This is a genomic window from Rhodococcus sp. ACS1 (genome assembly GCF_002300155.1).
GTDB lineage: Bacteria > Actinomycetota > Actinomycetes > Mycobacteriales > Mycobacteriaceae > Rhodococcus_F > Rhodococcus_F koreensis.
The window spans coordinates 1-24,612 of the sequence record NZ_NSDZ01000010.1 but is presented as its reverse complement, the minus strand read 5'-3'; the positions used below and the strand labels follow the sequence as shown (position 1 = coordinate 24,612).

At 68.6% G+C, this 24,612-nt stretch carries 20 protein-coding genes; 11 read left to right on the top strand and 9 right to left on the bottom strand.

Going from position 1 to position 24,612, the window contains the following annotated elements; genetic code table 11:
* Positions 1-16: 16 nt before the first annotated feature.
* On the bottom strand, positions 17-2,614 hold the full coding sequence (gene glgP, locus CJ179_RS38115; RefSeq protein WP_095864950.1) for an alpha-glucan family phosphorylase: 2,598 nt from the start codon (positions 2,612-2,614) through the stop codon (positions 17-19).
* Between the two features lie 160 nt (positions 2,615-2,774).
* Between glgP and CJ179_RS38110 the strand changes: the two genes are divergently transcribed.
* From CJ179_RS38110 to CJ179_RS54235, 4 genes are all read left to right on the top strand, one after another.
* Positions 2,775-4,793, top strand: coding sequence for an alpha-1,4-glucan--maltose-1-phosphate maltosyltransferase (locus CJ179_RS38110; protein ID WP_072946988.1), 2,019 nt, complete (start codon positions 2,775-2,777; stop codon positions 4,791-4,793).
* Entirely contained in the window at positions 4,793-6,991 is a 2,199-nt protein-coding gene (glgB, locus tag CJ179_RS38105; RefSeq protein WP_072946986.1) for a 1,4-alpha-glucan branching protein GlgB, read from the top strand. Before CJ179_RS38110 ends, glgB begins: the two co-directional genes overlap by 1 nt.
* 46 nt (positions 6,992-7,037) lie before the next feature.
* Positions 7,038-8,459, top strand: a complete 1,422-nt coding sequence (locus tag CJ179_RS38100) for a neutral zinc metallopeptidase (RefSeq protein ID WP_095864949.1) — start codon at positions 7,038-7,040, stop codon at positions 8,457-8,459.
* A gap of 376 nt (positions 8,460-8,835) precedes the next feature.
* Positions 8,836-9,126: a hypothetical protein gene (locus CJ179_RS54235; RefSeq protein WP_373560186.1), complete on the top strand. Its 291-nt coding sequence runs from the start codon at positions 8,836-8,838 to the stop codon at positions 9,124-9,126.
* 68 nt (positions 9,127-9,194) lie between these two features.
* Here the strand turns inward: CJ179_RS54235 and CJ179_RS38090 are convergent, their stop codons facing one another.
* A complete protein-coding gene (locus tag CJ179_RS38090; RefSeq protein WP_095864948.1) occupies positions 9,195-10,337 on the bottom strand; it encodes an RNA-guided endonuclease TnpB family protein in 1,143 nt (380 codons plus the stop codon).
* A gap of 36 nt (positions 10,338-10,373) precedes the next feature.
* Between CJ179_RS38090 and CJ179_RS38085 the strand changes: the two genes are divergently transcribed.
* Positions 10,374-10,895 carry an MFS transporter gene (locus CJ179_RS38085; RefSeq protein ID WP_255315020.1) on the top strand — a complete coding sequence of 174 codons (522 nt, stop codon included), beginning with the start codon at positions 10,374-10,376 and terminating at the stop codon, positions 10,893-10,895.
* A gap of 54 nt (positions 10,896-10,949) precedes the next feature.
* Here the strand turns inward: CJ179_RS38085 and CJ179_RS38080 are convergent, their stop codons facing one another.
* The 3 genes from CJ179_RS38080 to CJ179_RS38070 all read right to left on the bottom strand — a co-directional run bounded on the left by CJ179_RS38080 (position 10,950) and on the right by CJ179_RS38070 (position 13,623).
* The gene (locus CJ179_RS38080) at positions 10,950-11,876 is read right to left on the bottom strand and encodes a tetratricopeptide repeat protein (RefSeq protein ID WP_095865302.1); all 927 of its coding nucleotides are present in this window, start codon (positions 11,874-11,876) and stop codon (positions 10,950-10,952) included.
* A 118-nt stretch (positions 11,877-11,994) separates the two neighbouring features.
* A complete protein-coding gene (locus CJ179_RS38075; RefSeq protein WP_072946980.1) occupies positions 11,995-12,366 on the bottom strand; it encodes a DUF3817 domain-containing protein in 372 nt (123 codons plus the stop codon).
* A 63-nt stretch (positions 12,367-12,429) separates the two neighbouring features.
* Positions 12,430-13,623: an acetyl-CoA C-acetyltransferase gene (locus tag CJ179_RS38070; RefSeq protein WP_095864947.1), complete on the bottom strand. Its 1,194-nt coding sequence runs from the start codon at positions 13,621-13,623 to the stop codon at positions 12,430-12,432.
* A 94-nt stretch (positions 13,624-13,717) separates the two neighbouring features.
* Between CJ179_RS38070 and mce the strand changes: the two genes are divergently transcribed.
* Positions 13,718-14,191 (top strand): methylmalonyl-CoA epimerase, encoded by a 474-nt coding sequence (gene mce / locus CJ179_RS38065; protein WP_072946976.1) that lies wholly within the window; start codon positions 13,718-13,720, stop codon positions 14,189-14,191.
* A 68-nt stretch (positions 14,192-14,259) separates the two neighbouring features.
* A complete protein-coding gene (locus CJ179_RS38060) occupies positions 14,260-15,360 on the top strand; it encodes a hypothetical protein (RefSeq protein WP_095864946.1) in 1,101 nt (366 codons plus the stop codon).
* Here the strand turns inward: CJ179_RS38060 and CJ179_RS38055 are convergent.
* The gene (locus tag CJ179_RS38055) at positions 15,357-15,683 is read right to left on the bottom strand and encodes an ATP/GTP-binding protein (protein ID WP_072946972.1); all 327 of its coding nucleotides are present in this window, start codon (positions 15,681-15,683) and stop codon (positions 15,357-15,359) included. The two genes, CJ179_RS38060 and CJ179_RS38055, sit on opposite strands and share 4 nt — an antisense overlap.
* A gap of 16 nt (positions 15,684-15,699) precedes the next feature.
* Complete coding sequence (nucS, locus tag CJ179_RS38050; protein WP_043824264.1) at positions 15,700-16,374, bottom strand: endonuclease NucS; 675 nt, start codon at positions 16,372-16,374, stop codon at positions 15,700-15,702.
* A 36-nt stretch (positions 16,375-16,410) separates the two neighbouring features.
* On the opposite strand from nucS, the gene CJ179_RS38045 reads away from it, so the two are divergent.
* Positions 16,411-18,012 carry an adenylate/guanylate cyclase domain-containing protein gene (locus CJ179_RS38045; RefSeq protein WP_095864945.1) on the top strand — a complete coding sequence of 534 codons (1,602 nt, stop codon included), beginning with the start codon at positions 16,411-16,413 and terminating at the stop codon, positions 18,010-18,012.
* Here the strand turns inward: CJ179_RS38045 and CJ179_RS38040 are convergent.
* The gene (locus CJ179_RS38040; RefSeq protein ID WP_095864944.1) at positions 17,959-18,741 is read right to left on the bottom strand and encodes a TetR/AcrR family transcriptional regulator; all 783 of its coding nucleotides are present in this window, start codon (positions 18,739-18,741) and stop codon (positions 17,959-17,961) included. The two genes, CJ179_RS38045 and CJ179_RS38040, sit on opposite strands and share 54 nt — an antisense overlap.
* Positions 18,742-18,830: 89 nt before the next feature.
* On the opposite strand from CJ179_RS38040, the gene CJ179_RS38035 reads away from it, so the two are divergent.
* Entirely contained in the window at positions 18,831-21,632 is a 2,802-nt protein-coding gene (locus tag CJ179_RS38035) for a DEAD/DEAH box helicase (RefSeq protein WP_095864943.1), read from the top strand.
* Entirely contained in the window at positions 21,629-22,402 is a 774-nt protein-coding gene (locus tag CJ179_RS38030; protein WP_095864942.1) for an SWIM zinc finger family protein, read from the top strand. The genes CJ179_RS38035 and CJ179_RS38030 overlap by 4 nt, the downstream gene beginning before the upstream one ends.
* Here CJ179_RS38030 and CJ179_RS38025 read toward each other — a convergent pair.
* Positions 22,368-22,742: a UBP-type zinc finger domain-containing protein gene (locus CJ179_RS38025; RefSeq protein ID WP_072946961.1), complete on the bottom strand. Its 375-nt coding sequence runs from the start codon at positions 22,740-22,742 to the stop codon at positions 22,368-22,370. The genes CJ179_RS38030 and CJ179_RS38025 overlap by 35 nt on opposite strands.
* A gap of 141 nt (positions 22,743-22,883) precedes the next feature.
* Between CJ179_RS38025 and CJ179_RS38020 the strand changes: the two genes are divergently transcribed.
* Positions 22,884-24,503: a CdaR family transcriptional regulator gene (locus CJ179_RS38020; RefSeq protein ID WP_095864941.1), complete on the top strand. Its 1,620-nt coding sequence runs from the start codon at positions 22,884-22,886 to the stop codon at positions 24,501-24,503.
* The last annotated feature ends 109 nt before the right edge of the window (positions 24,504-24,612 follow it).

Sequence of the window (24,612 nt, the reverse complement as noted above, 5' to 3'; positions counted from 1 at the left end):
GGCGCAGTGGAGCCGGTCAGGGGTTCGGCACCGTCACCAGGCCCAGTTCCGACGGATCGACGAGCAGATCGTGGTGCGGAAGCACCCGCACCGTGTACCCGACCGAGCCGGACAGCGGCAGCGCCAGGTCGGCGACGAACAACTCCCCCGACTCGTCCGACGCCGAGTGCGTCATCGGGACCGTGACGATGTCGGTGAGCTCCTCGTCCGGTCCGGCCTTGCCGATCACGGCCTGCACGGTGACGTCGTCGACGGACAGTTCACCGAGGCGGATACGGGCGCGGAGCACCAGATTCGCTCCGATCTCGGGGGTGTCGGGCAGCCCCGCGCCGTCGACCTGCAGGACCGTCACCGCAGGCCATGCCGCCTCGACGCGTCGACGGAACGCGGCGAGTTCGCGGGCGCCGGCAAAGTTCTCCGCCGCCACCGTCCGAGCCGATGCGGCCGCGGGCGCGTAGTACTGGACGGCGTAGTCGCGCACCATCCGCGACGCGAGCACCTTGGGGCCCAGATTCTGCAGCGTGTGACGCACCATCTCCACCCAGCGCACCGGCAGTCCGTCCGCGCGGTCGTAGAACCTCGGCAGGACGGCGCGCTCGAGCAGTTCGTACAGCGCGCTGGCCTCGAGGTCGTCGCGCCGGGTCTCGTCGACGACGCCGTCCGCGGTCGGGATGGCCCAGCCGTTCTCGCCGTCGAACATCTCGTCCCACCAGCCGTCGCGGATCGACAGGTTCAGTCCGCCGTTGAGCGCCGACTTCATCCCCGACGTGCCGCACGCTTCGAGCGGGCGCAGCGGGTTGTTGAGCCACACGTCGCAACCCCAGTAGAGGTACCGCGCCATCGACATGTCGTAGTCGGGGAGGAAGGTGATGCGGTGCCGGACGTCGGCGGCGTCGGCGAACCGCACGACCTGCTGGATGAGGGCTTTGCCGCCGTCGTCGGCGGGGTGACTCTTCCCGGCGACCACGAGCTGTACCGGACGCTCCTCGTCGAGGAGCAGTGCCCGCAGCCGTTCGGGGTCGCGCAGCATCAGCGTCAGACGCTTGTAGGTGGGCACGCGCCGGGCGAAGCCGACGGTGAGCACGTTCGGGTCGAACACCTCGTTCGTCCAGCCGAGTTCGGCGGACGTCGCGCCGCGTTCGATCCAGGACGCCCGGACCCGCCGGCGCACCTCCTCGACGAGTTTTCCGCGCAGCGCGTTGCGGGTCGCCCACAGTTCCTCGGCGGACAGATCCTGCAGCCGCTCCCAGCCGCGGGCCTCCTCGACCAGTTCGGGGCCGAGGATGCGGGTGGCGAGATCGATCCATTCGGGTGCGGCCCAGGTGGGCGCGTGGACACCGTTGGTGACCGAGCCGATCGGCACCTCTCCGGCGTCGAAGCCCTGCCACAGCGGCTGGAACATCTCCCGGCTGACGATGCCGTGCAGCTTGGACACACCGTTCGCTCGCTGCCCGAGACGCAGGCCCATGTGGGCCATGTTGAACACGGACGGATCCGATTCGCGGCCGAGTCCGAGGATCCGGTCGATCGTCAGCCCCGGCAGCAGGGACGATTCGTTCGCCCCGTTGTCGCCGCCGAAGTAGTGCCGCACGAGGTCGGCCGGGAACCGGTCGATTCCCGCGGGAACGGGGGTGTGGGTCGTGAAGACGGTGCCGGCGCGGACCGTGGCCAGCGCCTCGTCGAAGTCGAGCCCGCCGGTGGTGACCAGTTCGCGGATCCGCTCGATGCCGAGGAAACCGGCATGACCTTCGTTCATGTGGAAGACGGCGGGATCGGGCAGGCCGTAGGCGTGGGTGTAGGCGCGCACCGCGCGGACGCCGCCGATGCCGGCGAGGATCTCCTGTTTGATGCGGTGGTCCTGGTCGCCGCCGTACAGGCGGTCGGTGACGCCCCGCATCTCGGCGTCGTTCTCCGCGATGTCGGAGTCGAGCAGCAGCAGCGGGACGCGCCCCACCTGGGCGATCCACACGCGGGCGCGCAGCACCCGCCCGCCGGGTACCGCGACGTGCACGAGGACGGGCGCCCCGTCGGACGACTGCGGCCCGGACTCGGTGAGCAGGCGCAGCGGCAGGCCCTGCGGGTCGTGCGGCGGGTAGTGCTCGGCCTGCCAGCCGTCCGCGGTCAGCGACTGCCGGAAGTATCCCGAGCGGTACAACAACCCGACACCGATCAGCGGCAGTCCCAGATCGGATGCCGCCTTCAGGTGGTCGCCTGCGAGAATTCCGAGGCCGCCGGAGTAGTTGGGCAGCACTTCGCTGACCCCGAACTCCATTGAGAAATATGCGATCCCGCCGTCCAGCGACACTCCCTTGGCCTGCTGGTTCTGGTACCAGCGGGGCCGGGACAGGTAGTCGTCGAGGTCGGCGGCCGCGGCGTCGAGCCGGGCCAGGAACGCGACGTCCTCGGCCAGTTCGTCCAGGCGGGCGGGATCGACCTCACCGAGCATCCGGACCGGGTCGAACTGCACCTGCCGCCACAGGTCCTCGTCCAGCAATCCGAACAGTTCCTGCGTGGCCGGATGCCACGACCAGCGAAGATTGGTGGACAGCGGACCGAGGGCAGCGAGCCGCTCCGGAAGGTGGGCTCGGACAGTGAACCGACGCAAGGCTTTCACCTCGCGAACGATAACGCACTGCGGGCGTCGTCGCGCCGTGTCGGGCCGGGTGCGCGTCAGATCTCCAATACGGACAGGAACCGGTCGACTCCACTACGGTTGAACGGGCGGCCCAGCCCACGAGCCGCCGGCAACTTCCGGCTATGGAACGGAGCCCAGTGTGACAGGTCGACTCGGAATCGACGACGTGGAACCGAACGTCGGGTGCGGCCGCTTTCCCGCCAAGGCCGTTGTGGGTGAGGTGTTTCCCGTCCGGGCAACCGTGTGGCGCGAAGGTCACGATGCCGTGGCCGCCACACTGGCGGTGCGGGGGCCGCGCAGTGCTTCGTCGGGCGGCTCGGCGACGTTCCGGATTCCCATGACCAGCGGTCCGGTGCCCGACACGGTCGACGGTTCCTTCACCCCGACCGGCGAGGGTCTCTGGACGTTCCGGATCGAGGCCTGGAGCGATCCGGTCACCACGTGGAAGCACGCGGTCGAGGCGAAGCTCGCGGTGGGACAGGGTTCGGCCGAACTGGCCAACGACCTCGAGATCGGTGCACGGTTGTTCGAGCGTGCCGCGAAGGGCGTCCCCCGCGGGGACCGTTCACGACTGACCGGGGTCGCGGCGTCGCTGCGTTCCGACCGTCACCTCTCCGAGCGGGTGGCTCCGGCGTTCGGATCGGACGTGACCGAACTGCTGCGCGCGCATCCGCTGCGCGAACTGGTCACGAAGAGCGAGGCGCACACCGTGCTCGTCGATCGCACGCGGGCGCTGTTCGGGTCGTGGTACGAGTTCTTCCCGCGATCCACCGGCGGCCGGGACGAGAACGGCAGGCCCCGGCACGGCACGTTCGCGACGTCCGCGGCGGCGCTTCCCCGGATCGCGTCGATGGGTTTCGACGTGGTGTACCTGCCACCCATCCACCCGGTGGGAAAGATCAACCGGAAGGGCCCCAACAACACGCTGACCCCGGGCCCCGAGGACGTCGGTTCGCCGTGGGCGATCGGCTCGGACGAGGGCGGCCACGACGCGATCCATCCCGAGCTCGGGACGCTGCGCGATTTCAAGGCGTTCATCGCCGCCGCCCGGAAGCTGAACCTGGAGGTGGCGATCGACCTGGCCCTGCAGGCCGCACCGGACCATCCCTGGGCGAAGAAGCACCCGGAATGGTTCACCGTCCTTCCCGACGGCACCATCGCCTACGCCGAGAACCCACCGAAGAAGTATCAGGACATCTACCCGGTCAACTTCGACGACGACCGCGACGGCATCTACGCGGAGGTCCTGCGGGTCGTGCGGCACTGGGTTGCGGCGGGCGTCAAGATCTTCCGGGTCGACAACCCGCACACCAAACCGGCGGACTTCTGGGAGTGGCTGATCGCCGAGGTCAAGAAGTCGGATCCGGACGTCCTGTTCCTGTCCGAGGCGTTCACCCGTCCGGCACGACTGTACGGTCTCGCCCGCCGCGGGTTCACGCAGTCCTACACGTATTTCACGTGGCGGACGGCCAAATGGGAGTTGACGGAGTTCGGCAAGGAGATCGCCGCCAAGGCCGACGAGGCGCGCCCCAACCTCTTCGTCAACACCCCGGACATCCTGCACGAGAGCCTGCAGACCGGCGGTCCGGGAATGTTCGCGCTGCGCGCCGCGCTGGCGGCGACCCTGTCGCCCACGTGGGGCGTGTACTCGGGTTACGAACTGTACGAACATGTTCCGGTGCGTCCGGGCAGTGAGGAGTACCTCGACTCGGAGAAGTACCAGCTGCGTCCCCGTGACTTCGAGGGAGCGGCCGCCCGCGGCGAGTCCCTGGAACCGTGGATCACCGCGCTCAACCGGATCCGCAGGCAGCATCCGGCGCTGCAGCAGTTGCGCAACATCCATTTCCACCACGTCGACAACGACGCCCTGATCGCGTACTCCAAGTTCGACGCCACCACCGGCGACGCCGTGCTGACGGTGATAAATCTCAACCCGTACGGCGCCGAGCAGGGCAACGTGTGGCTGGACATGCCGGCGCTCGGCCGCGACTGGCACGACCACCTGACCGTGCTCGACGAGGTCACCGGGGAGCAGTATCACTGGGGGCAGACCAACTTCGTGCGCCTCGAACCGTGGCGGGCCGTGGCCCATATCCTGGCATTACCGTCGATTCCCTATCCGGCCAGAACGAAGCTGGCCTACCGCGGAGGTACATAGTGACCGTCGAACCGCCTGTCGCCATCGCACCCGACGCCGCCGACCTCGACCTGCTGGCCCGGGGCGAGCACCACAACCCGCACTCGATCCTGGGCGCGCACCCACATCCCGAGGGCACGGTGATCCGCGCGCTGCGCCCCTACGCCGAGGCCGTCGACGCCGTCATCGGTGGGACGAGTTTCTCGCTGGAACACCTCGCGCACGGTGTGTGGGGCGCGCTGGTGCCGTACCGGGACCTGATGGACTACCGGCTGTCCACGACGTGGCCGGGTGGTCACAACGACGTCTCCGCCGACGGCTACCGGTTCCTGCCGACGCTCGGCGAACTCGACCTGCACCTGTTCGGTGAGGGCAGGCACGAGCGGCTGTGGGAGATCCTCGGCGCGCACCGCCGCCGCTACGACACCCCCGACGGCACCGTCACCGGCACGTCGTTCGCCGTGTGGGCGCCCAATGCCCGCGGGGTGAGCGTGATCGGCGATTTCGACGGGTGGAGCGGCCGGAACTTCCCGATGCGGGTGCTCGGGTCGACGGGGGTGTGGGAGTTGTTCGTCCCCGGTATCGAGGTCGGCGACCTGTACAAGTTCCGGGTCCACGGCCCCGACGGCAGTGTGCGCGACAAGGCCGACCCCATGGCCTTCGCGACGGAGGTCCCTCCCGCGACCGCGTCCCGGGTGTCGGTGAGCACGTACGAATGGAACGACGCCGAGTGGCTGGCGCAGCGGGCGGCCACCGAGCCCGCGCAGTCCCCGATGAGCGTGTACGAGGTGCACCTCGGTTCGTGGCGTCCCGGGCTGAACTACCGCGAGATGGCCGAGCAACTCGCCGCCCACGTCACGGAGACGGGGTTCACGCACGTCGAACTGCTGCCGGTCGCCGAGCACCCGTTCGGCGGGTCCTGGGGATACCAGGTGACGTCGTACTACGCGCCCACCTCACGGTTCGGCTCGCCCGACGACTTCCGGTGGTTCGTCGACCACCTGCACGCCGCCGGCATCGGCGTCATCGTCGACTGGGTGCCTGCCCACTTCCCCAAGGACGAGTGGGCGCTGGCCCGGTTCGACGGCACACCGCTCTACGAGCACAGCGATCCCCAGCGCGGCGAGCAACTCGACTGGGGAACGTACGTGTTCGATTTCGGGCGTCGCGAGGTCCGCAACTTCCTCGTCGCCAATGCGCTGTACTGGCTCGACGAGTTCCATGTGGACGGTCTGCGCGTCGACGCGGTCGCGTCGATGCTGTACCTCGACTATTCGCGGCCGGAGGGCGGCTGGACACCGAACATCCACGGCGGCCGGGAGAACCTGGAGGCGGTCGCGTTTCTGCAGGAGACCAACGCTACGGTCCACAAGCAGCACCGCGGGGTCGTCACCATCGCCGAGGAATCGACGGCGTGGCCGGGTGTCACCCGCGCGACCAACGTCGGCGGACTCGGGTTCAACATGAAATGGAACATGGGGTGGATGCACGACACCCTCGGGTTCCTGGCGCACGATCCCGTCCACCGCAGCTATCACCATCACGAGATCACGTTCTCCCTGATGTACGCGTGGAGCGAGAACTATCTGCTCCCCATCAGCCACGACGAGGTGGTGCACGGGAAGGGCACGCTGTGGACGCGGATGCCCGGCGACGACTGGTCGAAGGCCGCCGGCGTGCGGGCCCTGCTGGCGTACATGTGGTCGCACCCCGGCAAGCAACTGCTGTTCATGGGTCAGGAGTTCGGGCAGACCGCGGAGTGGTCCGAGGAACGCGGACTCGACTGGTATCAGCTCGACGACCCGTATACGGGCGGCTTCCACCGCGGTCTGCTCCGGCTCGTCCACGACCTCAACGCCACGTACCGCGAGCACCCGGCGTTGTGGACGCTCGACACGTCACCGGGTGGGTTCTCCTGGATCGACGCCAACGACACGGCGAACAACGTCCTGAGCTTCCTGCGTTACGGCACCGACGGGTCGATTCTGGCGTGCCTGTTCAATTTCTCGGGTTCCGCGCACGCGAATTATCGTGTGGGCTTGCCAGAACGGGGCGAATGGCGTGAAATTCTCAACACCGACGCCGAGGTCTACGCAGGATCGGGTTGGGGAAATCTCGGTGCGGTGACGGCAACTTCGCAGCCGTGGCACGGCCGTCCCGCCTCCGCGGAGGTGGCACTGCCCGCGAACGGAGCGATCTGGATGAGTCTGGAGCGTTGATGAAGGCACGGCCTTGCTGACCCGACGTCGGCTGTGGGCTGCGAGCGTGAGCGTTCTGGCCGCGACTGCGGTCGTGCTGTCGGGGTGCACGCGTTCGGTGGACGGTGAGGCCGCGTCCATCTACGACGATCCGTTCAAGGTGGCGGGCCTCGACGCCACGTCGGGTCCGAGCGGTGCCCGCAAGGGCGCGCCCGCCGCCGACCTCCCCGTCACCGGCACCGACGGCGGTGAGATCGACACGATGGCGGCCAACGCGGTGAGCGACATCGAGAGTTACTGGCGCACCGAGTTCCCGGCACTGTTCCAGCGCACGTTCGAGCCGGTGGAGGAGCTGATCTCCTGGGATCCGCGGGATTCCGACGGCCCCCGGTTCTGCGGAGACAGCACCAAGGAACTCCTCAACGCCGGCTACTGCAGCACCGACCACACCATCGGCTGGGACCGGGGGCTGCTGCTGCCGGAGGTCGTGGAGAAGTTCGGCATCGTCGCCGCCGTCTTCGTGCTGGCCCACGAGTACGGGCACGCCGTCCAGACGAAGGCGGGAATCGCCGACGAGAACGTGGGCGGCGGCATCGTGCGGGAACAGCAGGCCGACTGTTTCGCGGGGGCATTCATGCGGCACATCGCGGAAGACAAGGCGCCCCATTTCACGCTGAACACGTCGGACGGCCTCAACAAGGTACTGGCGTCGGCGGTGGCGATCGGCGATACCGACCCGAACGATCCGGACAACGTGCACGGCTCGGCGTTCGAACGAGTCACCGCCACCCAGATCGGGTTCACGGACGGCCCGGCAGCGTGCACGCGCATCGACGAGAAGGAGATCGACTCGCGGCGCGCGGATCTGCCGCAGCGCTTCGCCGACGACACCGACGACGGCGAACTCCCCGTCACCGACGAGTCCGTCGAGGCGTTCTTCACGTCGTTCCAGCAGATCTTCGATCTCAGCGATCCGCCCACGCTGCAACTCGACGGCGCCGACCTCGACTGCGCGGACGCCGACGTGACGGAACCGGTGTCGTATTGCCCGGCAACCAACACGATCGGGGTCAGTGTCGACGCCCTCGCCGAACGCGGCACACCGGGGCGCCCGGGGCGTCGTGAACTGTTCCAGACCAAGCTCACCGGCGACTACAACGCGTACGTCCTGCTCGCCTCGCGGTACACCCTGGCGTTGCAGCGGGACCGGGGCGACGATCTGCACTCACCGCAGACCGCGCTGCGGGCCGCCTGCCTGTCCGGTGTCATCACCAGCGCGCTGAGCCCGGCCAGTCCGGCCACCCTGGCGGAGGGCAGCGTGTGGTTGTCCCCCGGCGACCTCGACGAGGCGGTCTCGGGGCTGCTCACCGACGGACTCGCCGCCAGTGACGTGAACGGCGAGACCGTGCCGAGCGGGTTCTCCCGGGTCGACGCCTTCCGCACCGGAGTGCTCGGAGGCGAGCAGGCCTGCGAGGGCCGGTACCGCTGACCGGTCGCCGGCTCAGATCTCTCGATAGCCGAGCGCCGCGGAGATCCGTCCGGCGGCCCGGCACACGACCCGGCACGAGGCCGCGCATCCGCTCGTCGGGCATGTACGGACTGGGGACTTCTGCTGTCGGCCTTCGGCTGGACGTATGCAGCGCTGCAGATTCCCGGTGGATGGCTCGTCGACCGGATTCCCCCGAGACTGCTCTGCCCCGCCTGCCCTCATCCTCTGCTCGATCGCGACCGCGTGCATGGGGTCATCGGCGGCCTCGTGGCGCTCATCGCGTTGCGACTGCTGGTCGGCGTGTTCGGGGGCGCCCGCGTATCCCGATCAACAGCCGGGTCGCGACGGCCTGGTACCCGAGCATGAACGTACGATCGTGATCGGTTTCTACACCTCCGGACAGTTCATCGAACTGGCCCTGCTCCCTTCCTTCTCTCATGGTTGCAGTCCGTGCTTGTCCTGGCACGTCGACCTCGTGGAGGAGGAACGCGAGCGTCCGGAGGTGATCCGGAACGATGTCGCCACCGTCCTCGGCCGGCACAAGCTGTGGGGAATATACCTGGGGCAGTTCTGGCTCACGTCGACGCGGTGGTTCTTCGTCACCTGGTTCCCACCTACCTCGTTGATTTACCGGGGCATGGATTACTTGACTTCCTCTCGGCCGTGAACGACCGAGATTCCCCCGAGACTCGCGTCCCGAGGTTCCTGTTTCACAGACAGTCGCCACCCCACACGTTATGTGCGAGGTGGTCTCACACCATCTCCGCAGGCTGCCACCGCCAGTCCGACGGCCAAAATATTCCTCGCCGCATTCACATCCCGATCATGGACGACGCCGCACCGGCACGCCCACTCCCGCACGTTCAGCGGCATCGTCGACGCGACCTCCCCGCACACCGAGCAGGTCTTCGACGACGGATGAAACCGGTCGATCGCCACCACCCGCCGCCCGTACCAGTCGGCCTTGTACTCGAGCATCGACCGGAACTCGGACCACCCCGCATCCGAGATCGCCCGAGACAGGGACCGATTCTTCACCATGTTCCGCACACTCAGATCCTCGACGGCGATCACTTGATTTTCGCGCACCAGCCGAGTGGACAGTTTGTGCAGATAATCGCGGCGCCGATCAGCGATCCGGCCATGAATCTTCGCGACCTTCAGTCGGGCCTTGGCCCGGTTCCGGGACCCTTTCTGCTTCTTGGCCAGCATCCGTTGCGCCTTCGCCAACCGCTCACGGTCCGTGCGCTCGTGGCGCGGGTTGGTGATCTTCTCCCCCGTCGAGAGTGTGTAGAGGCTCGTGATCCCGGCGTCGAGCCCGACCACCCGATCGGCCGGCTCGAGTTCGGTGATCGTGTCCTCGACGAGGATCGAGATGTGGTACTGACCACGAGCATTACGCGACACCGTCACCTGCGACGGTACTGTCCCCTCCGGCAGCGGCCTCGACCACCGAACGTCCAGGGGTTCGGTCTGCTTGGCCAACCGGACCTGCCCGCCGCGGTAGGTGAAGCAGTTCGAGTAGTAGGTCGCCGAATCCTTCGACTGCCCCTTCTTCTTGAATTGCGGGTATCGGGTCTGCTTGCGCCAGAACCTCTCGAACGCACCCTGCAACTGCCGCAGCGCCTCCTGCAACGGCCCCTTCGACGGCTCCGCCAACCACTCCGTCTCGACATCCCGTTTCCATCCGGTGAGCATCTTCGAGGTGTCCGCGTAGGTGACCCGTCGCTGCTCCTGCGACCAGGCACGCGACCGCTCGGCCAACGCCCGGTTGTAGACATACCGGGTGCACCCGAACGTCCGAGCAAGCTGTTCCGCCTGCACCGCAGTCGGATAGAAACGGTACTTGAACGCCCGCTTCACCACCCTCCCCGCCATGACCGAAGACACTAGCCCCACGGTCCGACAAACCAGATCGGCCATCCCGGACCTGAAGGACCCGGGTTTGCGCCGAGAGACTCGCGGAACAAGTCCGGATTCCTCGCCTCGCTGCCGTTCGTCGCGGCGCTCGTCGGTGTGCTGTTCTCCGGGGTGTTCTCGGACTTCCTGCTGCGCAAGGGGGTCTCTCTCGGAGTCGCCCGGAAGGGTCCGATCATCGTCGGACTGCTCTTGACCGTCGCGATGATCGGCGCGAACTTCACCGACTCGACCGCGATGGTGATCGTGTTCCTGTCCATCGCCTTCTTCGGCAACGGACTCGCGTCGATCACGTGGTCGCTGGTGTCGGCACTCGCACCGGAACGGCTGCTCGGGCTCACGGGCGGAATGTTCAACTTCATCGGCAACCTGTCGTCGATCGCCACGCCCATCGTCATCGGGTTGCTCGTCACCGAGGACAGTTTCGCTCCGGGATTCGTCTACATGACCGTGGTGACCGCGATCGGAATCGCGTCCTACGTCCTTCTGGTCGGACGGGTGGAGCGCGTTCGCAGCTGATCGCCGTCGGGGGTGACCGGGGTGAGCGCCGAAAGCACTCACCCCGGTTCCTCGTCAGTACAGTGCCGCGGCGAGTTTCCGGCGCGCGGTCATGACGACCGGCTCGGCCGGGTCGAACAGTTCGAACAACTCCAGCAGACGGGTCCGAACCCGGGTCTTGTCGTCGCCGGCGCTGCGGGCGACGACACCGATGAGGCGGGCGAACGCCGCGTCGGGCGCCTGGGAGTAGAGCTCCACGTCCGCCGCCTGCAATTGGGCGTCGATGTCGGCGGGGGCGGCGTCCGCCGCGGCGACGGCACCGGGATCGACGGACTGCACGCGGGCGAGGAAACGTACCTGGCGGATCGCGCCCTGCGCCTCCGCGTTGTCCGGTTCCGCGTCGAGGATCTTCTGGAACTCGGCTTCGGCTGCGGCCAGGTCGCCCTCGTCGAGCGCCGCCTCGGCCGCGACGAAACGCGGGTCCTCCGGCTCGGGCTCGTCCGCGTCGCCGTTGCCGGCAGGCGGCCCGGACAGTTTTCCGGCGGTCGCCTGCTGGACGGCGGCGAGCCACTGACGCAGTTGCGGTTCGGGCTGCGCGCCCTGGAAGTCGGCGAGCGGTTGACCGCCGGCGATGGCGACGACGGTCGGGACGGACTGGACGCCGAAAGCCTGCGCGATGCGCGGGTTGGCATCGACGTCGACCTTGGCGAGCACCCAGGTGCCACCGGCCTCGTGTGCCAGCTTCTCGAGCAGGGGTGAGAGTTGTTTACACGGCTCGCACCAGGTGGCCCACAGGTCCACGACGACCGGGACCTGCTGGGACCGGACGAGGACCTCCGCCTCGAACGTCGCCTCGGTGACGTCGATGACGGGTGCGAGGCCGGTGCCGCCGGGGGCGGCCGGGGCGGCCGGGGCGGCGCCGTCCCCGGAGGGTGCGGGCGCAGGCGGGGGCGGAGCGGCCGCACGCTCCTTGAGGGCGGAGAGATCGACTGCTCCGCTCATGGCTGCGGCCACTGCTGAGGAACGCGCTGACGGACGAGAACCTGGTCGAGTCACGTCCACCAGTTTGTCACGATTCGAGCGTGCGCCGGAATGCGGGCCGTGCCTACCGCGGACTCGGTCAGACGAGCGACGGTTCGCTCTTCGCCTCGCTGGTCCGGGACAGTTCGGCCATGCGGCCGGTGCGGGCCGCCCAGACCTCGAACACGACGGTGCCGAACGGCGGGACGCTGGCGACGAGCGCCCAGAAGACGGTGACCAGGTTCCAGCTCAGCTTGCGCGCGGTCCACAGCGAGACGAGCAGGTACAGCACGAAGACGCCGCCGTGGATCGGGCCGAAGATCTTCACGCCGATCTCGTTGCCGTCGGCGGGCAGGTACTTGAAGGCCATGCCGATGAGGAGGCCGAGCCAGGTGAATGCCTCCAGAATTGCGACAAATCGGAAGCGCTTGGCCGTGGTGCTGAGATCGAAGACGTTCGCCATGCCGACCATTGTGCCCGACCATCTACGACAGTCCGTAGTGGTGTGAGGCACACCACCACGGACCATCGTCTGTCAAGACTTGGGGACGCGGACGATCAGGGCGTCACCCTGACCGCCTCCACCGCACAGTGCCGCCGCGCCAACGCCGCCGCCGCGACGGCGCAACTCGAGTGCCAGATGCAGTGCGATCCGCGCACCCGACATCCCCAGCGGATGCCCCATCGCGATCGCGCCGCCGTTGACGTTCACGATTTCCGGATCCAGGCCCAGCTCCCGCGCTGACGCGATCCCGACCGCAGCGAAGGCCTCGTTGATCTCCACCAGGTCCAGGTCCTTCGGGTCGATCCCTTCCTTGGCGCACGCCTTCGCGATGGCCCGCGCCGGCTGGGACTGCAACGTCGAATCCGGGCCCGCCACCACCCCGTGCGCGCCGATCTCCGCAATCCAGGACAGCCCCAGTTCCTGAGCCTTCGCCTTGCTCATCACGACGACGGCGGCCGCGCCGTCCGAGATCTGCGACGCCGACCCGGCGGTGACGGTGCCGTCCTTGCTGAACGCCGGCCGCAACCTGGCCAGCGACTCGGCGGTCGTATCGCCCCGCACGCCCTCGTCGGAGCCGACGAGCACGGGATCGCCCTTGCGCTGCGGCACCGGAACCGGCACGACCTCGTCGTCGAAGACACCGTCCTTCCAGGCGCGCGCCGCCTTCTGGTGCGACGCTGCCGCGAACGCATCCTGCTCCTCACGGCTGATCCGCTGCCCGTCCTCCGCGTTCTTCGCCTCCGTCAGGCTGCCCATCGCCTGATCGGTGAAGATGTCGTACAACCCGTCGAACGCCATGTGGTCGCGCATCGTGACGTCGCCGTACTTGAACCCCTCCCGCGACTTCTCCAGCAGGTGCGGGGCACGCGACATCGACTCCTGGCCGCCGGCGACGACGACGTCGAACTCGCCGGCCCGGATCAGCTGATCCGCCAACGCGATCGCGTCGATCCCCGACAGGCACACCTTGTTGATCGTCAGCGCAGGCACGTCCATCCCGATCCCGGCGGCCACGGCGGCCTGCCGCGCCGGGATCTGACCGGCCCCCGCCGTGAGCACCTGGCCCATGATCACGTACTCGACCTGTTCGGGGGCGACGCCCGCCTTCTCCAGTGCACCGCGAATCGCCACCCCACCCAGATCGGAACCCGACACATCCTTCAACGAACCCAGCAACCGGCCCATCGGGGTCCGGGCTCCGGCGACGATCACAGAACTGGTCACGATTTCCTCCGCGTGAGACGAATGGGCGGGTGCCGGGCGACGGAAGTCACATCCCGACGAGAACTACCGAAACGGTAGCGCTAACGTCGGGACCATGACACAGTCCTCCCCCACCCAGTCCACGTCGCCGCTGTCCTCGGATCTGGTGACCGCCATCGACCACGTCGGCATCGCCGTTCCCGACCTCGACGCCGCCATCGCGTGGTACTCCGAGCACCTCGGCATGGTGTCGACACACGAAGAGGTGAACGAGGAGCAGGGCGTGCGCGAAGCGATGCTGAGCGTCGTCGGCGCTCCCGCGGGCAGCACCGCGCTGCAGCTTCTCGCGCCGCTGAACGAGAACTCGACCATCGCCAAGTTCATCGATCGCAGCGGTCCCGGTCTCCAGCAGCTGGCGTACCGCGTCACCGACATCGACGCCATCTCCGCCCAGTTGCGCGAGCGCGGCGTCCGGCTGCTGTACGACGCACCCCGCCGCGGAACCGCCGACTCGCGCATCAACTTCGTCCACCCGAAGGACGCGGGCGGAGTTCTCGTCGAGCTGGTCGAGCCGTCGGCGACCCACTAGAGCTGTGACCGGCCGCCGGGTGCCAGGCGCAGAGACAAGTTCTACTTTGCCCAGGTAGATTGGCGGCCATGGTAAACGAGCAGGACCGTGGTTCGATCCCCCTTCCCTTCTCCACCGTGCGTAAGGGATTCGACCGGGACGAGGTACGCAACTACTTCGAGCGATTCGACGCCGAGCTGCGCGTCACTGCCGCCGACCGCGACGCCGCGGCGGCGCAGGCGCGGGATCTCGCCAAGCAACTCGACGACGCGCGGGACGAGATCGACGATCTCCGCAAGGACGTCGACCGCCTGTCGGTTCCGCCGACCACCGCGGAGGGAATGAGCGACCGCATCTCGCGCATGCTCCGGCTCGCGTCGGACGAGGCGTCCGAGGTGCGCGCGAAGGCCGAGGCCGACGCCGCCGAGACGATCTCCGTCGCCGAGCAGGAGGGCGCGCAGCTCCGCGGCCAGTACGAGTCGCTGGTCGCGGAACTCGAAGACCGCCGCAGCGCGCTCGAGATTCAGCACGAGCAGACCATGGCGAAGGCCCGCACGGAGGCGGCGAAGATCGTCGAGGCCGCGCAGTCCGAGCGCGACCGCCTCGCCGCCGAGGCCGAACTGCGTCGCTCGCAGGTTCAGGAGGACTTCGACCTCTCGATGTCCGAGCGCCGCCAGAAGACGATCACGGCGGTGAACGAGCTCGAGTCCACCAGCAAGGCCGAGGCGCAGCGTCGTCTCGCGGACGCCACGCACGAGGCGGAGCGCAGGCTGCAGGCTGCCACCGACCAGTCGGAGCGCAAGATCGCCCACGCCAAGGAACTCGCGGAAGAGCTTCGCGTGCTCCGCGGCCGGATCCTGGCGCAGCTCTTGGGCATTCGAGGGCAGCTCGATTCGGTTCCCGCCATGTTGGCGTCGGTCAACCGGGAGAGTGAACTCCTGGACGCGCAGCCCGACACCGCGGCGTCGAAGTCCGAGAAGCGTCCGAACGAGAACCCGAACAGCCAGTCGGCACCGAACGGCGCAGCGGACCGCAAGACCGAGTCGGGCGAGTCCGGGTCGAACGCGTCAGGGAAGAAGTCCGGGGACGAGACGGACAACTCGGACGAGGACACCGCGGTGCTCTCCACCGTCGAGAAGACCCAGGCGAACCGGCCTGCGGGTCAGCGAACGGTGAAGACCGGAAGCTAGGACCACCTGCGGGTGAGGCCCCGGGTGCTGCGTCCCGACCAGCACCCGGTGTGCCAGTGCCGCCGGTCCTCGGCTCCGCCGTATTCGGCGGGCCAGGTGACGAGGTGGGCGACACCCGGCCGGATGTCGTGATCGCAGCCCGGGCACCGGTACGACTTGGTCGCCCGGGCCCCGGGGATGGTGCGGACGATGTAGCTCTCGTCCGCGTCGCCCGCGGGACCGGATTCCTGACGCATCAGCGCACTACCGAACAGCGAGCCCTCGGAATTGTCCGGGGGCGCACTGCGGCGCGTGTTCTTCCGCTGCGGTTTACGACGGGGCACGGGTTCAGCCTAGGCCTCAGAAGAGCCGGAACTCGGTGCTCTCGGTGCCGCGCAGCGCTTCGTAGTCGAGCACCAGGCACCGGATTCCGCGGTCGGTGGCAAGGGTTTTGGCCTGCGGCTTGATCTGCTGGGCGGCGAAGACGCCGCTCACCGGTGCCAGCAGCGGATCGCGGTTGAGCAGTTCGAGGTACCGCGTGAGTTGCTCGACACCGTCGATGTCGCCGCGGCGCTTGATCTCCACAGCGACGGACGCGCCGTCGGCGTTCCGGCACAGCAGGTCGACGGGACCGATCGCCGTCATGTATTCACGCCGGACCAATGTGTAGCCGTTGCCGAGCGTTTCCACGTGTTCGGCGAGCAACTCCTGCAGGTGCGCTTCGACACCGTCCTTGACGAGCCCGGGATCGACTCCGAGTTCGTGACGGGAGTCGTGCTCGATCTCCTCGATGGTGATCCGCAGTTCCTCACCGGCCTTGTTGGTCACGACCCACAGGGCTTCGGCGTCCTCGACGGAGTCCTCGACGAGCCAGCAGGGCGGGCTCATCCAGTTCAGGGGCTTGTAGGCGCGGTCGTCGGCGTGGATGCTCACGGAACCGTCGGCCTTGATCAACAACAGGCGACGAGCGGTGGGCAGATGTGCCGTCAAACGGCCTACGTAGTCGACTCGGCATCTGGCAATCACTAGGCGCACCCGCCCACCCTAAGGGATCATGCCGACTAGTCTCGAATGACTATGCTCAGCCCTCGCCGATCCGTCGCCCCGCTGGGGTCGTGGTTGCTGGGATCGCCGGACGAGAGTCCCCGCCGGCGCCGCATCCGTGTCCAGTTGCTGCTGACCGCGCCGCTGGTGTTCACGAATCTCGTCGGTGCGGTGATCACCTGCCTGCTCATCAGCGTCGTCGTCCCCGGGCCGAGTGTGTGGGCGAGCGAGTTCGCGATCGCCAACTTCGTCGCAGTGCCGGTGTTCGTGCTGTGCGCGGTGCTGATCGGCGTGACCTGGGGCACCAAGCGACTGGTGTCGGATCTGCGATGGGCAACGGAGGACGACATGCCCACCGACCACGACCGGTCGGCGGCGTTCCGCGCCCCGTGGCGCCTGACCCGGGTCCAGGCGGCGCTGTGGGGCATCGGGTTGGTCTTCTTCACGACGCTGTACGGCCTCATCGATCCCCAGACCATCCCGAAGGTCGCGTTCACGATCGCGATGGCCGGCATCACGGTGTGTGCGTTCTGCTACCTGCTGACGGAGTTCGCGCTCCGTCCCATCGCCGCCCGCGCACTCGGATCGGACGGACCGCAACCCCGCCGCACGCTCGGCATCACCGGCCGCACGGCGCTGGCGTGGATCCTCGGGACGGGCGTTCCCGTGCTTGGCCTGATGCTCATCGCGATCTTCAGCTTCATCCGTCCGGCGAGCCCGACCAGCCTCGCGGTGTCGATCCTCGCGCTCGGTGGTGTGATTCTGCTGTTCGGTCTGCTGCTGGTGGTGATCAGTGTGCGCGCCACCGAGGCGCCCATCCGCTCGGTGGCGCAGGGCATGGCGAAGGTGGCCGACGGCGATCTCGATGCCGAGGTCGTCGTGTACGACGGCACCGAACTCGGCGCGCTGCAGACCGGGTTCAACCGGATGGTCGAGGGACTGCGCGAACGTGAGCGGATCCGCGACCTCTTCGGGCGGCACGTCGGGCAGGACGTGGCGTCGCAGGCGCTTCGTCACAACCCCGAACTCGGCGGGGAGGAACGCGACGTGGCGGTGCTGTTCGTCGACATCATCGGGTCCACCACGATCGCGGCCACCCGGTCTCCGGCGGAGGTCGTGGATCTGCTCAACCGGTTCTTCAACGTGGTCGTCGACGAGGTCGACCGGCGGGGCGGGTTCGTCAACAAGTTCGAAGGCGACGCCGCGCTGGCCATCTTCGGGGCACCGATGGCGCTCGACGACCACACCGGTGCGGCCCTGTCCGCTGCTCGGGTCCTGCGCGAACGGCTCACCGCCGAGGTACCGGAATGCGATGCGGGAATCGGGGTGGCGGCCGGTCGCGCGGTGGCCGGAAACATCGGCGCCCACGAACGTTTCGAGTACACGGTGATCGGCGATCCGGTCAACGAGGCGGCGCGGTTGTCCGAGCTCGCCAAGAATGTTCCCGGGCACGTCGTCGCGTCCGAGCGGGCGATCGCCGCGGCGTCCGAGGACGAAGGCACGCGGTGGCAATGTACCGACACCGTCACCCTGCGCGGGCGTCTCGAACCGACCACGCTGGCCGTTCCCGCCGAACTAATCCCCGCCGGTTCCGCCGCCGACGATGAGGGCGCCGACTCCGTCGAGTAGCCGGGCGAGCCCGAATTCGAAGGCGTGGGCGGGCGAGAACGCGGCGTTGTGGTGCTCCCCCGCCGTGGCCCCGACCCGGGTGGCGAGCGGAAACCGCTCGGGGTCGAAGACCTTCTCGAAGTGCGGCGCGACGCTCTGCCACCACTCGCTGTCCGCCTCGCCCTGGTCGGCGAGCGCGGCCGCGTCCACCGCCGCCCGCGCCGCGCCGGCGACGAAACTGTCGAGGAGTGTGACGACGGAGTCCATGTCGAGGTCCGGCAGTCCCAGTCCCTCGACCGCGCGCAGTTCCCGCTCGTACTTGGCCATCCCGCCGGGCCCGAGGACCGGCCGGCTCAGCGCGACGACTCCGAGCATCCACGGGTGTGCGCACAGCAGTTGGAAATAGTCGTGCGCGGCGGCCGTGAGACGCTCCCGCCACCCCGCGTCGGTGTCGTCACCCGGTTCGAGCGTGGACAGCGCCCGGTCGAGCATCACCTCGACCAGTTCCGTCTTTCCGGGAACGTGCGTGTACAGCGACATCGCCCCGACGCCGAGTTCGGCCGCGAGCCGGCGCATCGAGACGGCGTCCAGCCCCTCCGCATCCGCGACGGAGACGGCGGCCTCGACGATCCGGTCGAGTGTCAAGCCGGGTTTGCCGTTGCGGGGACGCGAGATCGGCGTGCTGCCGCCACCCCACAGCAACTCCATGGTGCGGGCGGGGTCGCCCTCCGGTGCCGCGCTTCTTCCCATGCCGAGATCTTCCCACGGCGCCCGGGAACAATTCCGCACGCCGCCTCGTTGACGTACGGCGTACCATAAACCCGGCGAAAGGCGCAGTAGTGACAGCAGAGCCCACCCTCGCCGGCTGCGCGGCCACCTTCGTCCCCGCCGATCCTCCGCGCGACTCGCGCCTGGTGTTCTGGAGCGATTCACCGGACGGGCAGCAGCCACCGAGTGCCGATTCCCGCACCCGGATCTTCACCGGCAGAGAGGTGAACAGCGTTCCGACGCAGAATGTTTCCCTCGCTGACGCGCTGCCGATGCTGCTGTCGCCGGCACCCGGCGACACGGCGCATCGATCGGTCGCGTTCTGGGCCGCCTCCGCCCGCACCGCCGTCGGATACCTCGAGGCGGGCAAGGTCCTGCCCTCGGTCACACCGCACGGCCGCGACGTCTGGCGGCTCGGCACCCTCGACGACGAGGACGCATCGCACCTGCGTCTGCTGGCCGCCGCGCTCCCGCCCGAAGCTCGCGCCATCCCGCTCGGGGATCCGCGCGCCGACGGAGTTCGCCTCCCCGCCGCCGCGGACGTCCTGCGCGACTTCCTCACCGCGGTCGTCGACACCGTCCCGCGACTCGGTTCGCCCGCCGACGCCGGCCCCTACCTGGCCTGGGATGCCGAACCCTCCCCGGAACTGCAGGCGTGGGCGGACGCCCTCACACCCGAGGCGATCGCGCTGTCGTTGCGGATCGACCCCGTCGATCCCGGCGCGGTGGATCTCTCGGACAGCGAATTCGACGCCACGGTCCAGGTGCACGGCGTCGCGCGGCCCGGAGTGGTGTGCGACGCCGTGGACCTGTGGCGGCATCCGACGCTCGCCGAATCCGCGTTCGCTTCCGACCCGCGGATCGAGGTTCTCGGTGCCCTCCGCCGCGCGGCCCAGGACTGGGCTCCGCTCGAAGATCTGTTGCGGGCGGAGGCGCCGCACCGCATCCGGCTCGAGGACGACGACCTGGGCTCCCTCGCCGGGGACGCCGGCCGTCGGCTGCGCGAGCGGGGCGTCCAGATCCATTGGCCGCGCGCACTGGTCGCCCAGACGTCGACCCGCATCATCCTCGGCGACCCCGGATCCCGGGAGGGCGCAGCCGCTTTCGGCGGCGACCGCGCCTTCGACTTCGACTGGCGCGTCGCGGTGGGCGAAGACGCACTCACGCGGGAGGAGATGGAAGAGCTGGTGTCGGCGAAGCGGGCAGTCGTGAAACTCCGCAACCGGTACGTCGTCGCGGACGCGGAGACGATACGAAAGACCCTCCTGCGGCGGACCGGAACCATGACGGCCGTCGAGGCCCTTCGGGCCGCGCTGACCGGCCGGGCCAGGCGCGGCGAGGACGACGTCCGCGTCGACTCCTACGGGGCGGCCGCGGCGGTGGCGCGGGAGCTGTCGGACGGGGATCCGGAGCCCGTGCCGGTCCCCGCAGCCCTGCGCGCGCAACTGCGGGACTACCAGCTGACCGGCTTCCGCTGGCTCGCCGGGCTCACGTCACGGGGCCTGGGCGCCTGCCTCGCCGACGACATGGGCCTGGGAAAGACGTTGACCCTCATCGCGCTTCACCTGCACCGGCAGCAGGACCCGGACACGGCGGGACCCACACTCGTGGTCTGTCCCGCGTCCCTGCTGGGGAACTGGCGGCGGGAGATCGAGCGTTTCGCACCGGGCACCGGTGTCCTCGTCCACCACGGTCCGAGCCGCCGGCCTCCCGGTGAGACGGTCGCGGACGGCAGCGACACCGTCGTCCTCACCACGTACGCGACGATGCGGCTCGATTGCGAAGTTCTCGCCGGGACGACGTGGGGTCTGGTCGTCGCGGACGAGGCCCAGCATCTGAAGAACCGGTCCGCAGCCGTGACGCGGGCGCTGCGGACCATTCAGGGACAGGCGCGCGTCGCCCTCACCGGCACGCCGGTGGAGAACCGGCTCAGCGACCTCTGGTCGATCCTCGACGGCGTCACCCCCGGTCTCCTCGGCCCCTACGCGCAGTTCCGGCGCCGCTACGACGGCTCGTCCGAGATGGACGGGCCCGACGGCGCGGCGGAGTTGGCGGCATTGATCTCACCGTTCGTGCTCCGGCGCAGGAAGTCGGATCCGGGGATCGCCCCCGAGCTTCCACCGAAGACGGAGGTCGACCTCGACGTCACGCTCACCCCGGAGCAGGCCGGCATGTACGAGGCGCTCGTCCGCGACGCCATGGAGCGGATCGAGACGAGCGAGGGCATCGGGCGGCGCGGCAGCATCGTGTCGCTGCTCACCGGTCTGAAGCAGATCTGCAATCACCCCGCCCAGTACCTCGGCCAGGAGCACGCCACGCTCACCGGCCGTTCCCACAAGATCGGTCTGCTCGACGAGCTGATCGACACGAACCTGTCGGAGGGCGGCCGTTCCCTCGTGTTCACCCACTTCACCACGATGGGACGACTGCTGCGACGGCACCTGACGACGCGCGGGGTGACGTGCGAGTTCCTGCACGGAGGCACGTCCGTCGGGGCCCGGGAGGACCTCGTCGAACGCTTCCAGAACGGCGACGTCCCCGTCCTGATCCTGTCCCTCAAGGCCGCAGGCACCGGGCTGAACCTCACCCGGGCCGATCACGTCGTCCACTTCGACCGCTGGTGGAACCCGGCGGTCGAGGACCAGGCCACCGATCGTGCGTACCGCATCGGTCAGACCCACCCGGTTGTCGTGCACCGGCTCGTCACCGCGGGAACCATCGAGGAACGCATAGCCGCCATGCTCGCGTCCAAGCGGCAACTCGCCGACTCGGTTCTGTCGCACGGCGCCGCCGCCTTCACCGAGCTGACCGACGGCGAACTCGCCCGGCTGGTGGCCCTGAGCCCCGACTACGACTTCGGAGGTGACCTGTGACCGACGCCGTCACGCATCCCCGCTTCCCTGCGCAGAAGGGCCGCCGCACGCGCGGCAGGACCTGGTGGGCGCAGCGCTGGGTTGACGACGTCGAGCGGGCCGCGCTCGACTCGAACACACTGAAGCGCGGACGCGCCTATGCCCGTGGCGGACTGGTCGGTCCGCTCACGTTCGCGCCCGGGCTCGTCTCCGCGGACGTGCACACCGACGACGAGAGCCTGCACGTGCGGATCCGGGTGGACCCGCTGGACGAGCGACAGTGGGGCGAGGTGCTCGCGACTCTCGCGTCGCGGAGCGGTCACGTCGCCCAGTTGTCGAGTGGGACGCTCCCCCGCGAACTCGACGAGGATCTCGCAGCCGTCGACGTGTCACTGATTCCGTCGATGTTCGACGCCGATGCGACCTGCACCTGCGAGGAGTGGGACGTGCCGTGCCGCCACGCCGCTGCGGTGCTGTATCAGGCCGCGTGGGTCCTCGACGACGACCCGCTGCTGTTCTTCCTGCTGCGCGGACGCGAGGGACAGGAGATTCTGCAACGCAGGCACGGCACGCACCCGGAGACGTCCCGGTCGTCCTTCGACGATGCATGCGTCCCGGTGCCCGCAACGGATGCCTACGCCGCAGTGCCCGGACCGCTTCCGGCGCCGCCGCGCCCCGGCGGAAGCCCGGTGCGGCCATGCTGGCTGGACGGCGCTCCCCCCGAAGTTCGGGCCGACGCCGTCTGGTCTGCGATCGTCACTGCGATTTCGCGATACGGAGACCATGTCTGAGGTCGTCCGCCGGCCCGGGCACCAGGCTGGGTGCGACCACCCGGGCCCCGGTCGCCGGATACGGCGTGCAGATCTGGACGTCGTGCACGAAGCACCAGCGCCAGTTGTCCCCCGCATGGAGCGACTGGACGATCGGATGACCACTGCGTTCCGCGTGATGTCGCGCGTGCCGCATCGGTGATCCGTCACTGCATCCGACATAGCCGCACGTCAGGCACAACATCAGGTGCTCCCAGCGGGTACCGAGTGCGAGACAGCCCTCGCACCCGTCCGACGTGTGCGCGACGACATCGCGAATCATGTTCAGATCGGGATCGTGCCAATTATTGGATTGGGTCATAAGTGCCACCCCTCAGTTACCAAGGTTGGCGGCTGATCCGTCTCGCCACATGGTCACCGCGGAACGAAAGAATCCCCCGAAATCCGGCCCCACTGGACAGCGTCCCGGTTTCGACGGCGCAAAACGGGGTAGTTCCATGCCATGGATCTGGATGCAGCCCCAGACCCGAGGGTGGATCACACCCCGCGGGCCACGAACCTGTCGGCGGTGCTGGCCGTAACCGCACACATGCACGATTGCGGGAATCGGGACGAGATCCTGTCCCTGCTCGCCGAAGCCCTCCCCGAACTCGGCCCCTTCTCGGTCGAACCCGTGGCCGTGCTGACGGGCGAAGTCCCCGACGACGACGTCTGGCGGCACCGCGTGTTGCTCGACGATTCGTGGTCCCGGCCGGTGTCGTTGACACTGCGGGCCGACTACCCGCCGACGCCGGTGCAGGCGACGCTCCTCGAGTTGTTGATTCAGCACACCGGGTCGGCCCTGCGCGTCGCGACGCTCCGCTCCCGGGCCGCCACCCAGGAACGCCAACTGCGCGAGGCCACGGACGAGATCACCGCGATCGGCACGAGGGCCGCGCGGCTCGAGGAGGAAGCGAAGATCCACCGCACGTTCGGGCGACTCGCCGCGACCGGCGCCGAGGAGACCGCCATCGCCGAGACCCTCCACGAGGTGACCGGACTCGCCGTCGGTATCGAGGACGCGTTCGGCAATCTTCGTGTGTGGTCCGGCCCGGACGCGTCCGGGCCGACACCCCGGTACCGCAAGGTCGGTGGCGGGAACCGGGTCGACGTCCTGCGCCGGGCCGCGATGGAGGGGCGGCCGCTGCGGGACGACAACCGGATCGTGCAGGTGGTCCGGCCCGGCCGGACACTTCTCGGTGTCCTGTATCTGTCCGACCCGGATCACCGCGCCACCGATCTCGACACCTTCGCACTCGAGCATGCCGGGACGATGCTCGCCGTCGAGATGGCACACCGCAGATCGCTCGCCGAGACGGAGGCACGGCTGAGCCGCGACCTGGGTGCCGACCTACTGGCCGGCACCGACGACGACAGCGCCTACTCGCGGGCCGACGCACTCGGCTACGACCTGCACACACCGCAACGCGTCCTGGTCGTCCACTGGGGTCCGGACACATCCGTCGAGTCCGTCACCGAGGCGTTCCGTCGTCACCTGACGGCCACCGACTCGTCCGCCCTCCTCGTTCACGGCAACGAGCAGCGAACCGGCGTCCTCGCCGCAGTCATGGACGCCAAGACGGACGTGAACACTGTCTTCTCAGCGTTGGAGAAGTCGCTCGGTCCCGCCGTCGGTGTGATCGGGGTCGGATCCGAATGCACCTCTCCCAGCACACTCCCCGACTCGTACACCCACGCTTTGCGCGCCCTCGAAATACGAAAGCAGTCGAACTCGCCTCGCGGTGTGGCTCAGTTCGACGAACTCGGCGTCTACCGCATTCTCGACTCGCACAGCAGCACCGGAGATGTCGAGGCGTTCGTGCAGGAATGGCTGGGCCCGCTGCTCGACTACGACCGACAGCACCGCAGCACGATGACGGCCACCCTCGCCCAATACCTCGAATGCGGCGGCAAGTACGACGAGACCGCGCAGGCCCTCAGGATCCACCGCAGCACACTCCGGTACCGGATGTCCCGCATCCACGAACTGACCGGGCGTGATCTCCGCAGTGTCGACACACGCCTGAATCTCCATCTGGCGTCGAGGGCGCTGCAGGTCCTGGCCGGCGGTGCGCCGGGGTGAAAAGGTGTGCGCGGCAACGGCTGCCGTCGGAAAAAGTGTTGTGAAATGCCGAAAGCCCCCCAACATGGTTGGGGGGCTTTCGGTAACGGATGTTCGGCGGTGTCCTACT

Coding starts and splice junctions, on each gene's coding strand:
- CJ179_RS38040 (WP_095864944.1), bottom strand. CDS start 18,741: ATGGGAAGAAGCGCGGCACCGGAGGGCGACCCCGCCCGCACCATGGAG.
- CJ179_RS38090 (WP_095864948.1), bottom strand. CDS start 10,337: ATGGCGGGGAGGGTGGTGAAGCGGGCGTTCAAGTACCGTTTCTATCCG.
- mce (WP_072946976.1), top strand. CDS start 13,718: ATGACACAGTCCTCCCCCACCCAGTCCACGTCGCCGCTGTCCTCGGAT.
- CJ179_RS38025 (WP_072946961.1), bottom strand. CDS start 22,742: ATGACCCAATCCAATAATTGGCACGATCCCGATCTGAACATGATTCGC.
- CJ179_RS38080 (WP_095865302.1), bottom strand. CDS start 11,876: ATGAGCGGAGCAGTCGATCTCTCCGCCCTCAAGGAGCGTGCGGCCGCT.
- CJ179_RS38060 (WP_095864946.1), top strand. CDS start 14,260: ATGGTAAACGAGCAGGACCGTGGTTCGATCCCCCTTCCCTTCTCCACC.
- CJ179_RS38020 (WP_095864941.1), top strand. CDS start 22,884: ATGGATCTGGATGCAGCCCCAGACCCGAGGGTGGATCACACCCCGCGG.
- CJ179_RS38075 (WP_072946980.1), bottom strand. CDS start 12,366: ATGGTCGGCATGGCGAACGTCTTCGATCTCAGCACCACGGCCAAGCGC.
- CJ179_RS38045 (WP_095864945.1), top strand. CDS start 16,411: ATGACTATGCTCAGCCCTCGCCGATCCGTCGCCCCGCTGGGGTCGTGG.